At 54.4% G+C, this 17,758-nt stretch carries 21 protein-coding genes; 20 read left to right on the top strand and 1 reads right to left on the bottom strand.

The annotated features are described in order from the left end of the window. Positions 1 to 153: 153 nt before the first annotated feature. Positions 154 to 678, top strand: coding sequence for a hypothetical protein (locus F556_RS35830; protein WP_020621026.1), 525 nt, complete (start codon positions 154 to 156; stop codon positions 676 to 678). Here F556_RS35830 and F556_RS0131610 read toward each other — a convergent pair. Next, positions 675 to 1,238, bottom strand: a complete 564-nt coding sequence (locus F556_RS0131610; RefSeq protein WP_020621025.1) for a hypothetical protein — start codon at positions 1,236 to 1,238, stop codon at positions 675 to 677. The genes F556_RS35830 and F556_RS0131610 overlap by 4 nt on opposite strands. Before the next feature lie 417 nt (positions 1,239 to 1,655). Here F556_RS0131610 and F556_RS0131605 point away from each other — a divergent pair, with 417 nt between their 5' ends. The 19 genes from F556_RS0131605 to F556_RS0131515 all read left to right on the top strand — a co-directional run. Further along, complete coding sequence (locus tag F556_RS0131605; protein ID WP_020621024.1) at positions 1,656 to 2,270, top strand: hypothetical protein; 615 nt, start codon at positions 1,656 to 1,658, stop codon at positions 2,268 to 2,270. A 137-nt stretch (positions 2,271 to 2,407) separates the two neighbouring features. Continuing rightward, positions 2,408 to 2,908 (top strand): hypothetical protein, encoded by a 501-nt coding sequence (locus tag F556_RS0131600; RefSeq protein ID WP_020621023.1) that lies wholly within the window; start codon positions 2,408 to 2,410, stop codon positions 2,906 to 2,908. Positions 2,909 to 2,943: 35 nt separating this feature from the next. Next, positions 2,944 to 4,737, top strand: a complete 1,794-nt coding sequence (locus F556_RS0131595) for a phage terminase large subunit family protein (RefSeq protein WP_245583178.1) — start codon at positions 2,944 to 2,946, stop codon at positions 4,735 to 4,737. Positions 4,738 to 4,743: 6 nt separating this feature from the next. Further along, positions 4,744 to 5,019 carry a DUF6148 family protein gene (locus F556_RS35825; RefSeq protein ID WP_157273035.1) on the top strand — a complete coding sequence of 92 codons (276 nt, stop codon included), beginning with the start codon at positions 4,744 to 4,746 and terminating at the stop codon, positions 5,017 to 5,019. Positions 5,020 to 5,036: 17 nt separating this feature from the next. After that, positions 5,037 to 6,692, top strand: a complete 1,656-nt coding sequence (locus F556_RS0131585; RefSeq protein WP_020621020.1) for a phage portal protein — start codon at positions 5,037 to 5,039, stop codon at positions 6,690 to 6,692. Continuing rightward, entirely contained in the window at positions 6,670 to 7,794 is a 1,125-nt protein-coding gene (locus F556_RS35820; RefSeq protein WP_020621019.1) for a head maturation protease, ClpP-related, read from the top strand. The genes F556_RS0131585 and F556_RS35820 overlap by 23 nt, the downstream gene beginning before the upstream one ends. A 3-nt stretch (positions 7,795 to 7,797) precedes the next feature. After that, positions 7,798 to 8,172 carry a head decoration protein gene (locus F556_RS35815; RefSeq protein ID WP_020621018.1) on the top strand — a complete coding sequence of 125 codons (375 nt, stop codon included), beginning with the start codon at positions 7,798 to 7,800 and terminating at the stop codon, positions 8,170 to 8,172. 15 nt (positions 8,173 to 8,187) lie between these two features. Continuing rightward, the gene (locus F556_RS0131570; RefSeq protein ID WP_020621017.1) at positions 8,188 to 9,333 is read left to right on the top strand and encodes a major capsid protein; all 1,146 of its coding nucleotides are present in this window, start codon (positions 8,188 to 8,190) and stop codon (positions 9,331 to 9,333) included. 10 nt (positions 9,334 to 9,343) lie between these two features. Next, positions 9,344 to 9,673 carry a hypothetical protein gene (locus F556_RS0131565; protein ID WP_020621016.1) on the top strand — a complete coding sequence of 110 codons (330 nt, stop codon included), beginning with the start codon at positions 9,344 to 9,346 and terminating at the stop codon, positions 9,671 to 9,673. Then, positions 9,663 to 9,977: a hypothetical protein gene (locus F556_RS0131560; protein ID WP_020621015.1), complete on the top strand. Its 315-nt coding sequence runs from the start codon at positions 9,663 to 9,665 to the stop codon at positions 9,975 to 9,977. The genes F556_RS0131565 and F556_RS0131560 overlap by 11 nt, the downstream gene beginning before the upstream one ends. Next, a complete protein-coding gene (locus tag F556_RS35810) occupies positions 9,974 to 10,537 on the top strand; it encodes a phage tail protein (protein ID WP_020621014.1) in 564 nt (187 codons plus the stop codon). The genes F556_RS0131560 and F556_RS35810 overlap by 4 nt, the downstream gene beginning before the upstream one ends. Positions 10,538 to 10,539: 2 nt before the next feature. Then, positions 10,540 to 11,070, top strand: coding sequence for a hypothetical protein (locus tag F556_RS0131550; protein ID WP_020621013.1), 531 nt, complete (start codon positions 10,540 to 10,542; stop codon positions 11,068 to 11,070). Then, the gene (locus tag F556_RS36810; RefSeq protein WP_020621012.1) at positions 11,048 to 11,425 is read left to right on the top strand and encodes a hypothetical protein; all 378 of its coding nucleotides are present in this window, start codon (positions 11,048 to 11,050) and stop codon (positions 11,423 to 11,425) included. Before F556_RS0131550 ends, F556_RS36810 begins: the two co-directional genes overlap by 23 nt. Further along, a complete protein-coding gene (locus F556_RS0131540; RefSeq protein ID WP_020621011.1) occupies positions 11,425 to 12,867 on the top strand; it encodes a phage tail sheath family protein in 1,443 nt (480 codons plus the stop codon). Before F556_RS36810 ends, F556_RS0131540 begins: the two co-directional genes overlap by 1 nt. A gap of 16 nt (positions 12,868 to 12,883) precedes the next feature. Beyond that, entirely contained in the window at positions 12,884 to 13,399 is a 516-nt protein-coding gene (locus F556_RS0131535) for a phage major tail tube protein (protein ID WP_020621010.1), read from the top strand. Positions 13,400 to 13,413: 14 nt separating this feature from the next. After that, entirely contained in the window at positions 13,414 to 13,746 is a 333-nt protein-coding gene (locus tag F556_RS0131530; protein ID WP_020621009.1) for a phage tail assembly protein, read from the top strand. 303 nt (positions 13,747 to 14,049) lie between these two features. Next, complete coding sequence (locus F556_RS0131525; RefSeq protein WP_245583177.1) at positions 14,050 to 17,040, top strand: phage tail tape measure protein; 2,991 nt, start codon at positions 14,050 to 14,052, stop codon at positions 17,038 to 17,040. After that, the gene (locus F556_RS0131520) at positions 17,033 to 17,239 is read left to right on the top strand and encodes a tail protein X (RefSeq protein ID WP_020621007.1); all 207 of its coding nucleotides are present in this window, start codon (positions 17,033 to 17,035) and stop codon (positions 17,237 to 17,239) included. The genes F556_RS0131525 and F556_RS0131520 overlap by 8 nt, the downstream gene beginning before the upstream one ends. Further along, positions 17,239 to 17,758, top strand: a 520-nt coding sequence (locus tag F556_RS0131515) for a phage late control D family protein (RefSeq protein ID WP_020621006.1), incomplete at its 3' end; no start/stop codon positions are given. The genes F556_RS0131520 and F556_RS0131515, both read left to right, overlap by 1 nt.

Raw genomic sequence — 17,758 nt, 5'->3', positions numbered from 1 at the left:
TTATATTCTGACCCACATGAAAACAACTTTTGCTCCCATAAACTCGAAGGAGAAATAGACAGTTGTCATGTGGCACACTCCTATTCAGTTATTTGCTTGCACCTTTTCAATATATGCAACTAACCATCAAAGAATGTGTATGGAGGTGGCAGATTGAACAACACGACGGAAGCATCCACCAACACGAAACGGCGGCGAGGGCCACCATTAGGAAGCAGAAACGCCCTGGGCAACCGCGGCGGCAAAGGCGGCCCTGCCGGAAACAAGCACGCACTGCGGACAGGAGAGCATGAGACCATATGGTTCGACACGCTCGATTCGGATGAGCTGGATCTGTTGCCCGATCTGGTGACGGATCCGCTTCGGATGGTCGAGGAGGCAATCGTCTTATTCACGATCCGCGAGCGAAGGATGATGCAGCGTATCAAGCGAGCAGCTGACGGTCTCTCCGACAAACAGCGCCGCGTGCTGCAGGGGCTCCGGACGGTCAAGGATGCGATTCCGCGATCGGACGGCACTGGTAAGGTTACCGTTGTCACCCGCGACGCACTGGTCACAACGTCCATTGAGGAGACGACCTTCAGGCGAATAGAGGACGTGATTCGACTCGAGGAGGCGCTGACCCGCATCCAGGAGAAGAAGTTGAAGGCAATTGATTTAAAGGCCAAGTTACTTTAAGAGCGTTCTTTTTCAACTTCATCAATGATAACTAAATGCTTCTTTCTTAAAGACGCACGTTCGTGAGCGAATCCAAAGTGAATAATAGCACATAATGTTGTACCAGCAACGAGCGTAAGGAAGTTTCCTGATTGAGAGATTATAGTATTGAATGCGGAAATAATCATGCTTACATCGTCAACCCATCTTTGTAGATCAACTTTTAGCTCATCATTTTCATATACAGCTAACAATGAACTTAGAAGGGCTGCAATAACTGCAATTAAAGCTATCCCTGTAGTAAAGAGCAACTTGGCTAGCGCATCAATAGTTTTTTCGAATACGCTACCTTCGTTCAATGACCTTACACCAATCTTTACGAGCATGAAATCTGCTTTGCTTAGTTCTTTATAAGCTAAAATGAGCCTATGCTCTGTTATGTAGAACGGACTTTTAGAGGATGTGATAGTTAAAGGTTTGTTAAGCATTTTTTTGTTATCAGATGACTTGTGTAATTCATATACAAAAAACAAAAAAATTACAATGGCTCCAACAACCCAATAAATCCAATTTGCGATCATTTTGACCCACCTTTCGTCTGTTGATATTTATCGGAGTTTGCCACGGAAACTTAATATCTAAAACAAAGAGAAATTGAGTTATAATGAACAAATTTACATCTGGTGGCTATTTTCTTATTAAAACGACTGAACATTATAGTTGCAAAGGTTATGTGTAGCTGAGTATAATGCTCTTGTCTCTTCTATGTTCTAAAGTTACTTAGTACGTATGCTTTTAAACACGAGCGCAGCAATGTGCGCGCCTGAGACGATTTATGTGATTAATCAAAATTAAGATCAACCACCACCTCCCGCATCTTTTAAACACCGCCTTTGTCACATAGTACGTATACAGTAAATCCTATATGCAGAGTCACTCATGATTGTTGGGTGACTCTTTTTTGTTGTCATTTATTCAGGAAGGATGGTGATTACGATATGACGATTGCTTTCTTTGCGAAGGCAGGCATGCACATCAATGATTGGGTGAAGGTGAAGCTGACTGATGCCGGCATTGAGATCCTACGACAGCAGCATGAAATGCTTCACCATCGGCTCATGCAGCAGACTGGCAGGACAAGCCAACCATCCAACCTGCGTACGGATGAAGACGGCTATGCATCGTTTCAGCTGTGGGATCTGATGGCACGCTTCGGTCCGTTCATTGGATTGACCAAGGCTGAGCCATTCGAGGGAGAGTTGATTGTCCTGGGTGCATCGTTTATTGATGATGGGGTCAAGCGTACCATCGATACATCACCAGCTGCAGCAGAGCGGCCAAGGCCCCCGACCTACACCGCTGAGCCTGGCACGTTCCACTGTTCACGTTGCGATCGTAAGACGCGTAACCATCGCTTCTGTGCTGAGCGTGGCTGTGTCGAGCAATCACCTCGTGGTTGGTATCACGAGGACGCTGGAGGCACTTCGAAGCCGTCTATTGTGGAGTGGGGATGTACCGTTCGGGCAATCCTTGACCGGCTCTGCCGAGGGCCCACGGGTCCTTCTGGGGGTCCGGGCGAGGTACGGGTGCTGGCGACCCCGAAAACGGTCTAGTTTTTATTTTGAAAAATTTCTTCCTGTTCCTCTACCAGAGACAGGAAAAAATACAGATTGGATCTGTACCTTCATTAGAAGCTATTTCGGCTTTTTTCGTTGCAGTGTCAGTCAAAAGAGGAGGTGAGGGAACGGCGATGGCAAAGAAGACTGAGGAACAGCAGCCGCTATCTGAGCTGGTTATCAAACAGACGGAGCTTGCTGCCATCGTCGGTAAAACGCCGCGGTGGATCCGGCAAATGACTAGCGAGGGTATCCTTAAGCAGGTCAGCCGGGGCAAGTACGTGCTGTCGGATGCGGTCCAGGCGTATATCGAACACGCAGAGGGCGGCAGACTGGAGGACAACCGGCCACGCCTAAAGGATGAGCAAACGGAGCTGACGCGCATCAAGAAGGAGATAGCGGATCTTGAGCTGAGCCAGTTGCGCGGGGATCTTCACAAGGCGGAGGACGTGGAGAAGTTTGTATCAAACATGATTCTATCCGTCAAAACCAAGCTGCAGTCGATTCCGACCAGGCTGGCTCCGCAACTGGAGAATGAATCAACCAATGTGATCGAGGCGGCCATCCGGCGGGAGATCAACGCGGCGCTCAAGGGACTGGCGGCCTATGATCCAACTGGAGCGAGTGACGGATAATGGTCCAACCTCACACACAAAGCCTGTTCAGCAAAATGATGAAGCTCTGGGAGCCGCTACCGGAGCTGACGATCTCCACATGGGCTGACGAAAACCGTATCCTGACGACCGTGACGAGTGCGGAGCCTGGACCGTGGCGGACGGATCGCGCGCCATTCCAACGCGAAATCATGGATTCCATTAACGACCCGGACACAGAAGAAGCGGTCATCATGGCCAGTGCGCAGCTGGTCAAGACAGAATTTCTGCTGAATGCGATCGGATTTTACATTGACCGGGATCCTTCGCCGATTATGCTCATGCTGCCAAACGAAAGCTTGATCGACTACTTCTCGAAAAAACGGCTTGCCACCATGATCGACGCAACGCCAGTCCTGCGAAATAAGGTCAGCGAGGCCAAGAGCCGGGACAGCAGCAACACGATCGCGGAGAAAAGCTTCCCGGGTGGATATATTGCGATCGTTGGAGCGAACTCGGCGGCGTCGCTGTCCAGTCGTCCGATCCGGATCCTGTTGTGCGATGAGGTGGACCGGTACCCCGTCTCTGCTGGCAAGGAGGGCGACCCGATCGCGCTGGCCATGCAACGGACCGAGACATTTTACAACCGCAAGCATGTATTCGTTTCGACGCCGACAATTAAGGAAGCGTCGCGCATCGAACAGCTTTACAATGACAGCACCATGGAGCGTTGGAATCTGCCCTGCCCCAGCTGCGAGGAATTGCAGCCGATCGAGTGGAAGCGAATGAAATTCACCTATGAGAAGACCGACTCAGGCGAGTTCCTTGTCACCGAGGCCCTGCATGCCTGCAAGCATTGCGGGGCCATGCACGCTGAGAAGGACTGGAAGCGCGGTACCGGCAAGTGGATTGCACAGAAGAAGCACACATCACGCCGCGGCTTCCACCTGAACCGGCTGATCAGCCCATGGTCCACCTGGCGGGACGTCGTGCGATCGTTCCTCATAGCCAAACGCGACGGCGTGGAGACGTTGAAGGTCTGGACAAACACCGTCCTTGGCGAAACGTGGGAAGCTGAAGGCGAGAAGCTCGAGGAGCAAGTCCTGCTGGATCGCTGCGAAGAGTACCCGGCTGAGGTGCCGGATGAAGTGCGCGTCCTAACGGCGGCCGTCGACGTTCAAGGCAACCGTCTCGAGGTCGAGGTGATCGGATGGGGGGCGGGAAAAGAATCATGGGGCATCGTGTACCATGTGATCCCCGGGAATCCTCGGCATCCGCAAGTGTGGAAGGATCTCGACGCGTTCCTCGCCAGGACTTGGAGCAACCAGGACGGTCGCGGCTTTGGTATTGCGATTACGTGCATCGATTCGGGTGGCCACCACACGCAGGAGGTCTACCGGTTCTGTGCTGCCAGGGAAGGCCGGCGCATATATGCCATCAAGGGCCAGGGCTCCGATAAGGGTGAATACATCCCATTACTGAACGGACACACCAGAACCCCCCGGGAACGGGCGGTTCTTTTTCGTTTGGGTGTCGACGAAGGCAAGGCCAAGGTGTTCGACAGTCTGCAGGCCACGATGGACAGCCCTGGCCACTGTCATTTTCCATTGGGCCGTGGCTACAACCTGGATTATTTTCTTGGTCTGACTGCGGAGAAAAAGGAGAAGCACAAGCGAATGGGCGTCACCTACTTCCGGTGGGTCAAGATTCGCGAGCGAAACGAGCCGTTTGACTTGCGGGTCTATAACACGGCAGCGCTTGAGATCCTCAATCCTCAGTTGGACGTTCCGGTCGAACCTGCGGTGCCGCCGTCAGCTGCGCCACGGAAGAAGCGACGCCCGCAGTACACAAAAAAAGCGAATGTGTGGTGATGAAAAGTGCGATGTGATCCAAGGCAACTGAAACGATGGAAGGAAGAACTGGCTGGCGTGATCTTGCGGCTGGCTCAATACCTGGCTGCTGAGCAAGCCATCCTCACCGGCGCCCAGGAGTACCGGATCGGCTCCCGGTCACTCCGGCGAGTTGATCTGAAAATGATCCTCGATGAAGCGGACCGGTTGCGCAAGCGCCGTGACGAGCTGGAACGCGCCATAGCAACGTGCCGGAGTCCAAGCAAACGGACGGCATTCCGTGTGATTCCGCGTGATCTTTGAGAGGGGGGATGTGACTTGTGAATTTTATTGATCGTACCATAGCCTATTTTGCCCCTAATCGGGCTCTGAGGCGTGCCGGTGCCAGGGCCAAAATGAACATGCTGCAGCAATTTTCAAACAGCGGCTACAGTCATAACGGTGCGAGTCGGCGCAAGAAGTCCATGCAGGGATGGGACAGCAGCAGCCGCAGCCCGCAGGAGGACATTGGCCAGAATTTGCAGTTGCTCCGCGAGCGCAGCCGCGACTTGTACATGAGCGGCGGCATCGGGGCGGCGGCGCTGAAGAAGAACCAGTCGAACGTGCTGGGATCTGGCCTCACACTCAAGAGCCAGTTGAACCATCGGATGCTCGGCTTGACACCAGAGCAGGCGAAGGAGTGGGAAGACAAGGTCGAATTTGAGTTTGGACTGTGGGCCAGTAGCAAGATTGACCACACGGGTCTGAATGACTTTTACGATGCGCAGCGGATCGCCCTCACCGGTTGGCTAATGAACGGCGACTCGCTGGCGATGGTCAAGTACGCGGACACTCCGGAGCTGCTGAACCCTTACCGGCTTCGTCTGCATCTCATTGAGGCGGATCGGCTGAACAATCCGGACTCCATTAGTTCACCGTCATCCCTTGTGCATGGGGACGTGCAGCAGATTACCCACGTCGAACTGCCGGGAGGCGGAACCATCCAAAACGGGGTGGAGATGGACCCATCCGGGAAGGTCATTGCCTACTGGATCAGCAATCAATATCCGCAGTCTGGATTGATGTCCCGCAAGCCAATGGATTGGGCGCGTGTCGATGCGATGAATCCGGTAAGTGGTCTGCCGAACATGCTGTTCATCATGGACGCCGAGCGGGCAGAGCAGTACCGCGGCGTTCCGTACTTGGCGCCGGTGATTGAGCAGGTTAAGCAGATGAACCGGTACACGGAAGCGGAGATCTCCGCAGCCATCATTAACAGCTTCTTCACCGCGTTCATTAAGACGTCGTCTCCCGAAGCAGGCAACCCGTTAGGCGAAGCCATTGATGAAGAGGATCGCCTACAACTATCGTTAGAGGAGCGGCTGTTGAGCTACGAATTGGGTCCAGGGACGATCAACGTCCTGGGGGAAGGCGAGGACGTTGCGTTTGGTGAGCCGAAGCACCCTATATCCGGGTTCGATTCCTTCACGAAGTCGATGGCTCAGCTCGCTGGCGCATCGCTGGACATGCCTTATGAGGTAATGCTCAGCGTATTCAACAGCAGCTATTCCGCAAGCCGAGCGGCGTTGCTGCAGGCATGGCGGTCATTCCGGGATCGTAGGGACTGGTTTTCTCATGACTTCTGCCAACCCGTCTACGAGACGTTTCTCTTTGAGGCAGTTGCGACCGGCCGCATCAAGGCACCGGGTTTCTTCCGCGATCCGATTCGTCGGAAGCTCTGGAGCCAGGCGATTTGGGTCGGCCCGAGCCCTGGTCAGATCGATCCGCTCAAGGAAGTCCTGGCGGCCGAGAAGAAGATTGCCAACGGCTTCTCCACGCATGAGAAGGAAACGAGTGAGCTGACCGGCATGGACTGGGACAGCAACGTCGAGATTCTGCGGCGGGAGTGGGAAGCCCGCAAAGATTTGCCGCGTTCTGATGGCAGTTTACCAAGTGAAGGAGGTGATAATGAAAATGCCGACGAGAATCGAAGTTAGAGGGGTCATCATCCCGAACGATTATCAGTGGGTGTATGACCTGTTTGAATGGGATGCGACGAGTCCCGGAAAGGTAGGACGTGCGCTTGCTACGGCCAACGGTGATGAGCTGGAGGTCATCATTAATTCAAACGGTGGAGATGTGTTCTCGGGATCTGAGATATACACCATGCTGAAGGATTATCCGGCGAACGTCGTCGTGAAAATTGTTGGCGTTGCGGCCAGCGCGGCCAGCGTCGCCGCGATGGGTGGCGATACGGTCATGATTACGCCGCCTGGCCAACTGATGATTCACAATGCGAGCACAGAGACCCGGGGTGACAAGCGGGACCATCAACATACGGCGGAGATGCTAAAAACCGTCGATGCGGGTATCGCTAATGCATACCGTCTCAAAACAGGGATGTCGCAGCAGGAGCTGACCACGTTGATGAACAAAGAGACGTGGATGAGCGCCCAGGATGCACTGAAATACAAGTTTGCCGATGAGGTCATGTTTGATCCGGAGAACCAGCTGAGTGCAGTCGCGGCGGTTACTGGAGACATGATTCCATTGGAGGTCCTTGAAAAAATCAGGACCCAATTTGCCAATTTTAAAACAGAAGGAGTGGGTAGTAAAATGCCAGGAGAAATCCAAAATCAAGGTGGGACTCAGCAAGCGACTAACCAGCAGCAATCCCAACCACAGGCACAACAACCGGCCCAGCAGCCAACTCAACAACAATCGCAGGCGAGCAATGTTTCCCAGCCGGATGTTGTCGCTCAGGAGCGCGCCCGCTTGAAAGCAATCGATGAGATTGCAGTCGGGATCGATCCGGACCTCGTCAATGAAGCCAAGTATGGTGACAATCCGATGTCTGCAGAACAATTGGCCTTCCGTGCGATGAAGGAAGGAAAAATGCTGAACACGGGAACCTTTGACGCAGCGATCCAAGCGAACAAAGCTGCCGGCACTGACAACGTCAAGGCGCAAACCAATGAGCAACAGCAAGGTCAGGACAAGGAGTTCGACACCGACAATCTCAAAGACGTGAATGCGATGATGCGTATGTTCGCGGGCCAATCGCAGGCTACACGTCAACAACAAATGGGGGGGCAATAAGCTATGGCAGATTTCAAAACGCAGAATTACAGCAGCATTGAGGTTCATCCGCTGTTCGCCGGAACAGAGGTTTCATATCTGACGACCTCTGGCACGGTAGCAGCTGGCCAAGGTGTGCTTCTCCGTGGGGCGGTGCTCGGCCGGGTGACGGAGGACGATGAATACAAGTTGGTAGACGGCACGGCGACCGACGGCAGCGAGGTGGCGCTCGTTGTCCTTTCCGAGGAAGTCGATACCACCGACGAGGCCGTCGAAGCCGTCTTCTATAAGCGAGGCCTGTTTCGTTACCAGTCGCTCTATGTAGCGGATGGTGACGAGGTCGTCAATCACCAGCAAGAGCTCGAAGCCGTCAGCATCTACTTCAAAACGGATTACTAAGAGAGGGGACCAACCATGAAAATTAAGCAAAGCCAACTGATGAACCGTGCTGGCGCCCGTCGCCCGCAAAACATTGCTACGACTCAAGGCGGGGACTTCAACATTTACGAGCCGCAGTCCACAATGCCGGCGTTCCAGCGCCGTATGCCGGTGACAACCTGGATTCGGGACACGTTTTTTCCGGGTGTTCATACCTTCCCTACCAAGCATGTGTTGATGGACTTCTATAAAAATCGGCAGCGGGTCGCGCCGTATGTGGCTGAGAACTCCAAGTCCATCAATATCAAGCGCGACGGCTTCCGGACAGATATCTACACCGCTCCCTTCATCAACATTTCGCGTCCGTATGATGTCGATCTGCTGCAAAATCGGCAGTTTGCCGAGCAAGTATTCAACAGCCCAACGACGCCACAAGATCGCGCAATTGCATTGATGCAGCGCGATTATAACGAGCTCGACGACATGATTACCCGCCGGGAGGAGCTTCAGGTCGCGGAGCTTCTTCAAACGGGTATTGTCACAATCACAGGGTATGTGGATGACACTGCTACTGTGGTACGCACGGATCGCATCGACTATGGCTTCGAGAATATCATCAACCTGACGGGCACGTCACAATGGGATGGGGCGAACCCCAATATGCTTGGTGATCTCGACGAAGCAGCCGCACTCGTGCGGTCGGCGGGCTACAACCCCGACTTTGCGATGTTTGGCAAAAATGCGGCATGGAACTTCTTGCAAGACGAGAAAATCCTGAAGCTGATGGACTATCGCCGGGCTGATTTTGGTAGCCTCGCGCCGGATGAGCGGTTGGTCAACGGTAATGGGTATACCTACCTGGGCCGTCTGCGCAAGCCGGGCATCGATCTGTTCCAGTATGACGCCTTTTACTATGACGACACGACGGAAGACCTGCATCCCTACATTGATCCGGACCGTGTTGTCGTCGGTTCGCGCAACCTGGGCGAAATGCTGTACGGAGCCATCACGCAGATCCCGGAAAACTCGGACAACTTCGTTACGTATGAGGGTTCGCGTGTGCCCAAGGTGACCATCGATCGTAACTCCGATACCAAGTCCCTGCTGCTCAAGTCTCGTCCGGTACCACTTCCATACGACGTGGCAGCATGGGCAGTCATCAATACCAAAGTCAAGCCGTAGGAGGGATAACATGTATCAAGTAATCAAAGGAATCGTGAAGCATGAGGGGGCCTCCTATCGGAAAGGCTCCCTTTTTGATGCTCCTCATCGTGACGTTGGACACTTGCTGAAGGATCGTTACATCCAGAAGTACGAGCCGCTGGTTGAGGAAGGGGATTCCGATACATTCGATGAGGAGTTGGAATTCTTGCCAACGCCAGATGTGTTCGCGAAGCTGTCTGCAGCCAAGCAGCGCGAAATGCTGAAGGATGCCGAGCTTGAGCCTGCAGGTAATGCGGATGAGCGTGTGTCGCAATACACGCTCTATTACGCGACTGTGGGTGAGGAAGATGGGGTTTAAAGAGCAAGTCGCCCTGGATAATCTCGCCGTTTTCGTCAATCCGGAAGAATTCGGCGAGCTGCACGATTTGGATGGAATCATGGTGTTGTGCGTCCTGGATGAGGATGCCTTCATCGACCGGGCCAATGACTATGAGGAAGGTGTGTTCCGTAACCGCATGGTCCTCTATGTCAATCTCTCTGAGCTTGGATATGTGCCGGAATATGATCAAATGATTGTCGTCAACGGGTCGCCCTACATGGTTAGGCTGGTCAAGAATGAGATGGGCATGTTGACCGTCACGCTGGAGGGGAACCAGACATGATCAAGTTCTCCTCGACGCGCAAGGAGTTTAAGCAGGCTACGGTCGCATTGAAGTTTGTTCAAAACAACATTCCAAAAGCCTTCAGCGCTGCAATGAACCGGGTCTCCCAAGGCGTCCGGACAGAAGCGGTCAAGAAGGTTCGGGAGATCTACCATGTCAAAGCCGGAGACGTGCGGCAGACGATCCGCATCACCAAGGCCAGCGCGGCCCGCCTGGAGATGATCTTCACCTCGCGTGGACCGAGCATCCCGCTGATCAAGTTTAAGACGACGCCATCCAAGGTGCCCCGGAAGCAACCCCGTGTGCTCCGGGCAGCCGTCAAGAAAAAGAGTGGAAAGAAGCCGATCCCCGGTGCGTTTGTTGCGGAAATGCGTAGCGGACACCTCGGGGTATTTGAGCGTGCCGGCAAGAAGCGGACGCCCATTAATCAGTTATTTGGTCCGGCGATCCCCGTCATGCTCAGCGAGCCAGGCGTTGCCGAGCACCTGCAGACAGAAGCGCAGCGGCGCATGGCGGAACGGATCGACCATGAGGTCGGCCGCGTGCTGGGGAGGATGTAACGATGACAGCAGCTATGTTATTGCGGGCGCTTGTCGCCTATTTGAAGGTGGCGGTTTCAGACTATGCGGCCGCGCAGGCGGACGGTGGGCGCTACACGGTGCCGCGTGTGTTTGATTGGTACCTCCCGTTTAAGGATCCGCGCAAAGAGGAAAAGATTGATTTTCCTTACATCGTCGCTCGCATCATGGACGGCGAGGATCCGGAGAGGGAGCCACAGGATGCTACGGGTTCCACGGTCCACGTGCACCTAAGCTTTGGCGTGTATCATCCCGGCACGGTGGACGAGGCTGGTTTCATCCATCCGGACGGAAATTACGATCTGCTTAATTTGATGGAACACGTCCGGATGGCTCTGCAGCAGCAGCCGCTGCTTGATCAGCGGTACCGGCTGGAGAAGCCATACAACTGGGACATCCCAGACGGTCAGCCTTATCCATTGTGGGTTGGCCAGGCGGTGACGCGTTGGTCCGTCCAGAGTGTCACCGAACAAATACAAGGAGTTGATTTGCATGGAAGCCAATGGACCAGATGAAACGAAGGAAGAAACGAAAGGGCAAAAATCTAGGGCGGAACGAAGGCAGGCTGAGTCTGTCCCAGTGACAGCCCCCACGCCGGAACCAGCAGCGGAACCAGCAGCGGTACCGGCGAAAAAGCAGTTGGATCAGCTCATTTATACCGGCCCTAACGTTGGCCGGGGGCATTTGCAGCAGTATGCCGTCTTCCGCGGTGGGATTCCGGCGCACGTCGCCCCGCTGATCGAGCAGCATCCGGAGATCCGCACGCTGCTTGTGCCGATCGCGGAGCTGTCCAAAACGCAAGAAAAAATCCAGGTGAAGGGAACGCATGAGCACAAGGCGTACCGGATCCTCGAAGGAGTGACAATTTAATGGCCTACAACCATGGGGTGTCTGTCATTGAGCGGCCAACGGCTCTCACGCCGCCCGCCTCTACCGGATCCGTGCCGGTTGTCATCGGTACCGCGCCGGTCAACCTGTCGCAACGAGCGACGGCGCCGGTCAATGAGCCGGTACTCTGCTTTTCCTACGATGAGGCGGTGGCTGCTTTCGGTTATAGCAACGACTGGCGTTTTACCTTGAGCGAGGTGATCTATTCCCACTTTGCTCTTTTTGCGATGTCCCCGATCGTGCTAATTAACGTCCTGGATCCGGCAACGGACAAGACGGCGCTCACCGGTGAGAGTGTGTCGATGGTGAACAACCTTGCTGTCGTGGCTGCACAAGGGATCTTGGGCTCATCTGTGGCTGTGAAATCCGCAGATGGTGAGACGACTTACGTCCTGGGTACGGATTATGATTTGGATTACGACGGGGATGGCCAGCTCGTCATTCAGCGTATCACCGGTGGAGCAATCACTGGCAGCTCGGCTACGCTGACAGTCGATTACGAGGAGCTGGATCCGGATGCGGTAACATCTGCCGATATCATTGGCGGCATCGATGGCAGCGGCCAGCCGACGGGATTGGAACTGGTAAACCAGGTCTTCCCACGCTTCCGTTTGCTGCCGGGGATGGTCTTGGCGCCAGGCTATTCTGATGATCCAGGCGTTGCGGCCGTCATGGTGGCCAAGGCAGGCAACATTAATGGATTGTTCCGGGCTACGGCGATTGTGGACCTCGCCGCCGACATGAATTACAGCGATGCTCCAGCCTGGAAAGCCGACAACAGCTATTCGTCGCCGGCGCAGATTGCAGCGTACCCGATGGTTAAGCTCGGGGATTGGACGTTCCATCTGTCCACGCAGGTGGCTGGTGTGTTGGCGGCCACGGATGCGGCCAATGGCGATATCCCGTATGTCTCCCCGTCCAATCAGTCCTTGCGGGCGGATGCGGCGGTGCTGGCCGACGGCACACCAATGTTCCTCGGTCCGGAGCAAGCAGCCTACCTTAACGGGGAAGGCATTGTCACCGCGCTCAACTTTCTAGGCGGGTGGAAGGCGTGGGGCAACCGGACAGCAGCCTATCCAGGCACCACGGATCCCAAGGATGCATTTATCCCTGTTCGCCGCATGATGGACTGGATCCGCAACACGCTGATCCTGACCTACTGGCAGCGTCTTGACGCACCGATCACGCCACGTCTGATTGAAGCCATCACTGACAGCGTCAACTTGTGGCTTAACGGCCTGGCTGCGCAAGGTGCGATCCTGGGTGGCCGCGTGGAGTTTAACCTGTCGGAAAACCCGCAGACAGACCTGATGGATGGCATCATCCGGTTGCATGTCTACGTCACGCCGCCATCGCCGGCACGCTCGATCGAGTTCATCGTTGAGTACGATCCGGCCTATCTGAGCGCCCTGTTCGCAGGGTAAGGAGGAAGAAAAAAACATGCAAATTCCAGAGAGATTATCCAATTTCACGGTGTATCGCGAGGGCTCCGAGTACCTCGGCGTGAGCGATATCGTGCTGCCGACACTCGAGTCCATGACCGACACGGTCTCCGGCGCTGGCATTGCAGGCGAAGTCGATAGCCCAACAATCGGCCACTTCGGGAGTATTACCGTTACGCTTAACTGGCGCACGGTCCAGCAGAGCACGATCCGTTTGCTGCAGCAGCGATCGCACGCCCTGGACTTCCGGGGCGCGGTCCAGGTGTATGACTCCGCCAGCGGGACGTACCGCTCGCAGGCTGTTAAAGTGACAGTCAAGGCCGTGCCCAAAGGCGGCACGATTGGGAATATGCAACCGTCGTCGACAATGGGCAGCAGTAACGAGCTCGAGGTCACGTACCTCAAGATCACCATTGATGGCCGCGAGCTGCTCGAGTTGGACAAGTACAATTTTATCTACCGGGTCGACGGCTTTGATGCGCTCGCGCAGATGCGCCAACAACTTGGATTGTGAGGGGAGACCAAACGATGACAGATCAAGTAAAAACCGAAGAGGATGTAACCACCGAAACGCCCGCCACCAGCATCTACACGCTGCGGCGGGCGTGGTCGTTTGAAGGCGGGGAAGTGAAAGATCTAAATCTTGATTTTGATCGGTTGACAGGGGAGGACATCATCTCCTGCGAGCGACAGTACATGCAACTGGAAGGTGCGTCAATGCTCTTTAAGGATGCTAACAAGGAGTATCAGGCTTATGTAGCGGCCCGTGCTGCTAAGGTACCCGTCGAGTTGATCCGCGCATTGCCGGCAAAAGATTTCTCCATGGTGACCTTGAGGGCTCAGCGTTTTTTGCTCGGATAGGATTAAATGGCCAGGTCGACGTGCGCGACCTGGCCGCATCGCTGGCCATGATGACGTACACGCCGATCCCGTACTTCCTTTCTTTGCCTCTGCGCGAGCTGACGGACTGGATCGTGCGGATGAATAAGCGACGGAAGGAGGATCCGAGCCGTGGCAGGAAGAGGTAGAGAATACGAGGTATCCTTCAAACTGGACGCCGAGCTGGAATCATCCTTCAAGCGCTCGTTCGGCCAAGCGGCCGATGGGCTGGAGAACATCGATCGGGAGCTGCGGGAGCTCTCCCGATCAGGAAACTTTGGCAAGATGTCCCGGGAAGTAGAGCAATTTGATCGCGAAATCCGAAACGCCGAGAAGGGTAGTCGAAATTTTGGCGATACACTCAAGCGCGTTGCGGAGTATTCCGGAGCTTTCGCCATCGTTCAAGGCGTGGAGGATAGTATCAAAAACATCGGCTCTGCCATTTTGGAGTTTGACGATTCAATGGCCCAGCTCGAAGCCTCAACCGGCGTCAGCAAGGCCGAAATGGCCGAGATGGAGCAGATAGCAAAGGATCTCTACGAAATACCTCTTGGGGAAGGCTTTGCTGACATTTCCAACTCGATCGCCACTGTTCGCCAGGTAAGTAAGCTCACCGGTGATGAGCTGGAGAACATGAGCCGTGAGGCGATGGTCTTTCGCGAGGTGTTCGGCGAGGACATTAAGGAGTCGGTGAAGGCGTCCGACACCATGATGAAAAACTTTGGCATTACGTCGACGGAGTCATTCAATTTGCTGGCTCAGGGTGCTCAGCAGGGATTGAACAAGTCCAATGAGCTCCTGGACTCGGCCAATGAATATGCACCGCAGTTCGCTGCACTTGGTTTCACGGCCAATGAAATGTTCGACATCTTCGCAGCTGGCCTTGACGCGGGGGCGTTCAACTTGGACAAGGTTGGTGACTCGGTTAAAGAGTTCAATATCCGCTTGAAGGACGGCAGCGACGCCACGTATGACGCCCTAGCTGAGCTGTTTGCGCCAGATAACATCGTCGAGTGGACTGACGCTCTCACCAAGGGCGGGAAGAAGTCCACGCAGTATCTGGAGCTCGTCAGCAAGGTTGGCAAGGAGACGGCCGACATCATGGTTGGCAAGCTCAAAAAGGGCGGTAAGCAGGCTAGCGATACCTTTACCATCCTGGGCAGCATCATGGGCGAAGGAGCCAACATCCTGGAGGGTCTGTCCTCCGGATCGGTCAAGGGTAGCGATGCCATGCAGATGGTTATTACCAAGCTGCAGGAGATCGAGGATCCACTGGCGCGTAATCAGATCGGCGTCGCGTTGTTTGGTACACAGTTTGAGGATGTGGAGCAGGCAGTCATCAATTCAATGGGGAGCGCGCGTAGTCAGTTTGATATGACCAAGGCGACCATGGAGGAGATCGAGGCGATCCGCTTTGATACCATTGGCAAGGATTGGCAGAGCTTGGGTCGGCAGCTTATGACGGAGCTGGTGCTTCCGATCGCGGAGGATCTCATGCCAACTCTTGAGCGTTTGGCTGATTGGGCTGTCGACAACAAGGATCTCATCAAGTTTCTGGCCCTGGCCACACCTGCAGCGCTGATCGGAAAAAATGCCTTGTCCATTGCAAGTGGCTTCTTCCAGGTTGAGAATGCGGCGGGCAAGGCCGGGAGGGGCGTTGGCGGGGCAACCACAACGCTTGGTAAGTTTGGGACCGCGCTCGGCTTTTTCACTAATCCCGTTGGGATCGCAGTCGGAGCGGTTGGTCTGTTGACGGCGGGTGTCCTCGCATACAAGGAGCACCAAGATAAGGCGCGCGAAGCTCTATTAAATATGGATGAATCTTTAAATGAAGCATTCAGAGATTTTTCGGCAGTCAGTGAACAACGAGACCGGACAGCAGAACTCACGACAGAATATGATCGTTTGAACGCAAAGATTAAAGACTCAGCTACCCCAGCTGTTGAATTGGAAGAGGCTCGACGGAAAATACAACTCGTTGAACAGGAACTTATTGCCCTTAACCCTGAAATACTGAGGGCGGAAGACGCTAAATCGGACCGCTTTCGTGAACAAATAGACTTGGCAAACGAACTGCAGGATGTTCGATGGAAAATGGAAAAACGTGATCTTGAAAAAGAGGTCATGGACGGTCAGTATAAGCTTCCTCAATTGCAAAATGAATACGAAAAGCTTATTGCTGAACATGCCAAATACGAAGAGTCTTATGCACAAGCCCAAGAAGCGTTTTTACAATACAGCAAGTTCGTAGAGCGGCAGCAAGACATAATTGCAACAAGTTCATCAGATGTGGAACAGGCTGAAAGGCTTAGGGATCTAGCCCGTGAAATAAGCGAAGCCACGGGACATGACTATAGTGGGAACTGGGCGAATCTCGCAGTTGAAATGAAGTCATTATATGAGTCGAGCGATAAATTTTACAACAAAATGACTGATGCTGAATCCGATATAGATGATGCTTTAGCCAGCTTCCAAGCAATATATGATTCCCAGCAAGCTCTCATTGAGTTAGACTTGGGCGGGACTCTGGAAGACCAGGCAGCAAAGTTTCATACTTTGACGGAAGCTGAGAAAACGAGGTTTAATGAGGCGTTTGTCTCCTTATCTAATCTGAAAACGGAATTAAACATGCTCCCTACAGAGAAGACAGTGAACGTTACTGTCGCATACCAGAATCTTGGCATTTCGCCACATATGACACTACCTAAAGCGAAGGGATATGCCGAGGGAGGCATTGCAAGCGAGCCGTCTATTTTTGGTGAGGCTGGCCCAGAGATGGCCATCCCACTAGACGACAGGCCGCGTTCCCACTGGCTGCTGGATGAGACGAACCGCCTGATGGGTCGTAACCCAGACGGCAGCCGACCCGACGCGGGAGCAGTCGATAACTATCCCGTCTATTCGGAGGTACCGCGCGAGCTTTGGGTCCAACACACGTTGGATCCGCAGATTCAGGAGCTTCTGGAGAGCAACAATCGTCTAAGTGACTTCGGGGTACAATCCACGGATGTTGGACCAATGGAGCTGCAAGTCAATGAGTCGCCTAACCAGCGTCTGTTGGAGGCTGCGACTCAGCTGATGGAGAGTGCGTTCTCCCCAACACGGGGGGATGCCGGAAATACAACAATCACCTTTGCCCCGGTCATCACCGTACCCGGTGGCAGCCAGGGGGATGTGGATCGTGTAGCCCAGGCCGTGCAACCGACCTATGAGCAGTTCAAACTATATATGCGTCGCCTGGCGCAAGAGGATCGGAGGTTGAGTTTCCATGGCTGAGTATATCACTCTGCAGGGTGACACCTGGGACGGCATATGTCACAAGCTATACGGCAGCAGTCGGCAGATGACGGAGCTGATGCAGCTCAATCCCGCGCACCTGCGGGTCGTCATCTTTTCGGCGGGTGTTCGGCTCCGGATTCCGGCGGAGGCGGAGATCATTGATGACGAGCTGCCGCCGTGGAAGAGGGGGCAGTGATGGCCATAAGACAAGCAATACCGGTAATTGTTTATCAAGGCGTGGATATCTCTCTGGATATCGCGCCTTTTTTGATGTCTCTGAGCTATACAGATGCGGGCAACGGGCGGGCAGATGATCTCCGGATCGAGTTGGAGGACCGGGAGGGCAAATGGAGGGGGCCGTGGCTGCCACAGCGGGGTGAGCGCATCAAGGCGTCGGTGGATCTGCTGCACTGGTATTCTGGCGTAACCAAGCGGACGCTGCAGTGTGGCACCTTTGATGTGGACACGGTGTCGCTGGGCGGTCCGCCGGACGCAGTGACGATCCAGGCTGCTTCCTTCCCTGGTAACTCAAGGCTCAAAGATGAGCCGCGGACCAAAGCCTGGGAGAAGGTGACGCTGAAGCAGATCGCCACGCGCATCGCCCAGACTGCGGGCATGAAGCTGCTGTTTGAAACGGACGACATCACCTATGACCGTCTCGACCAGTCGCAGGAGACGGATCTCAGCTTCCTAAGTCGACTGATCGAGCAGGAGG

Origin of the sequence: Paenibacillus daejeonensis DSM 15491 (genome assembly GCF_000378385.1) — a bacterium.
GTDB lineage: Bacteria > Bacillota > Bacilli > Paenibacillales > Paenibacillaceae > Paenibacillus_D > Paenibacillus_D daejeonensis.
This window is presented reverse-complemented; position numbering and strand designations above follow the sequence as displayed.

Excerpts from the sequence above, each read along its gene's own strand:
- F556_RS0131610 (WP_020621025.1), bottom strand. The coding sequence starts at position 1,238 with ATGATCGCAAATTGGATTTATTGGGTTGTTGGAGCCATTGTAATTTTT.
- F556_RS0131605 (WP_020621024.1), top strand. The coding sequence starts at position 1,656 with ATGACGATTGCTTTCTTTGCGAAGGCAGGCATGCACATCAATGATTGG.
- F556_RS0131600 (WP_020621023.1), top strand. The coding sequence starts at position 2,408 with ATGGCAAAGAAGACTGAGGAACAGCAGCCGCTATCTGAGCTGGTTATC.
- F556_RS0131595 (WP_245583178.1), top strand. The coding sequence starts at position 2,944 with ATGATGAAGCTCTGGGAGCCGCTACCGGAGCTGACGATCTCCACATGG.
- F556_RS35820 (WP_020621019.1), top strand. The coding sequence starts at position 6,670 with ATGCCGACGAGAATCGAAGTTAGAGGGGTCATCATCCCGAACGATTAT.
- F556_RS35815 (WP_020621018.1), top strand. The coding sequence starts at position 7,798 with ATGGCAGATTTCAAAACGCAGAATTACAGCAGCATTGAGGTTCATCCG.
- F556_RS0131570 (WP_020621017.1), top strand. The coding sequence starts at position 8,188 with ATGAAAATTAAGCAAAGCCAACTGATGAACCGTGCTGGCGCCCGTCGC.
- F556_RS0131565 (WP_020621016.1), top strand. The coding sequence starts at position 9,344 with ATGTATCAAGTAATCAAAGGAATCGTGAAGCATGAGGGGGCCTCCTAT.
- F556_RS0131560 (WP_020621015.1), top strand. The coding sequence starts at position 9,663 with ATGGGGTTTAAAGAGCAAGTCGCCCTGGATAATCTCGCCGTTTTCGTC.
- F556_RS35810 (WP_020621014.1), top strand. The coding sequence starts at position 9,974 with ATGATCAAGTTCTCCTCGACGCGCAAGGAGTTTAAGCAGGCTACGGTC.
- F556_RS0131550 (WP_020621013.1), top strand. The coding sequence starts at position 10,540 with ATGACAGCAGCTATGTTATTGCGGGCGCTTGTCGCCTATTTGAAGGTG.
- F556_RS36810 (WP_020621012.1), top strand. The coding sequence starts at position 11,048 with ATGGAAGCCAATGGACCAGATGAAACGAAGGAAGAAACGAAAGGGCAA.
- F556_RS0131540 (WP_020621011.1), top strand. The coding sequence starts at position 11,425 with ATGGCCTACAACCATGGGGTGTCTGTCATTGAGCGGCCAACGGCTCTC.
- F556_RS0131535 (WP_020621010.1), top strand. The coding sequence starts at position 12,884 with ATGCAAATTCCAGAGAGATTATCCAATTTCACGGTGTATCGCGAGGGC.
- F556_RS0131530 (WP_020621009.1), top strand. The coding sequence starts at position 13,414 with ATGACAGATCAAGTAAAAACCGAAGAGGATGTAACCACCGAAACGCCC.
- F556_RS0131525 (WP_245583177.1), top strand. The coding sequence starts at position 14,050 with ATGTCCCGGGAAGTAGAGCAATTTGATCGCGAAATCCGAAACGCCGAG.
- F556_RS0131520 (WP_020621007.1), top strand. The coding sequence starts at position 17,033 with ATGGCTGAGTATATCACTCTGCAGGGTGACACCTGGGACGGCATATGT.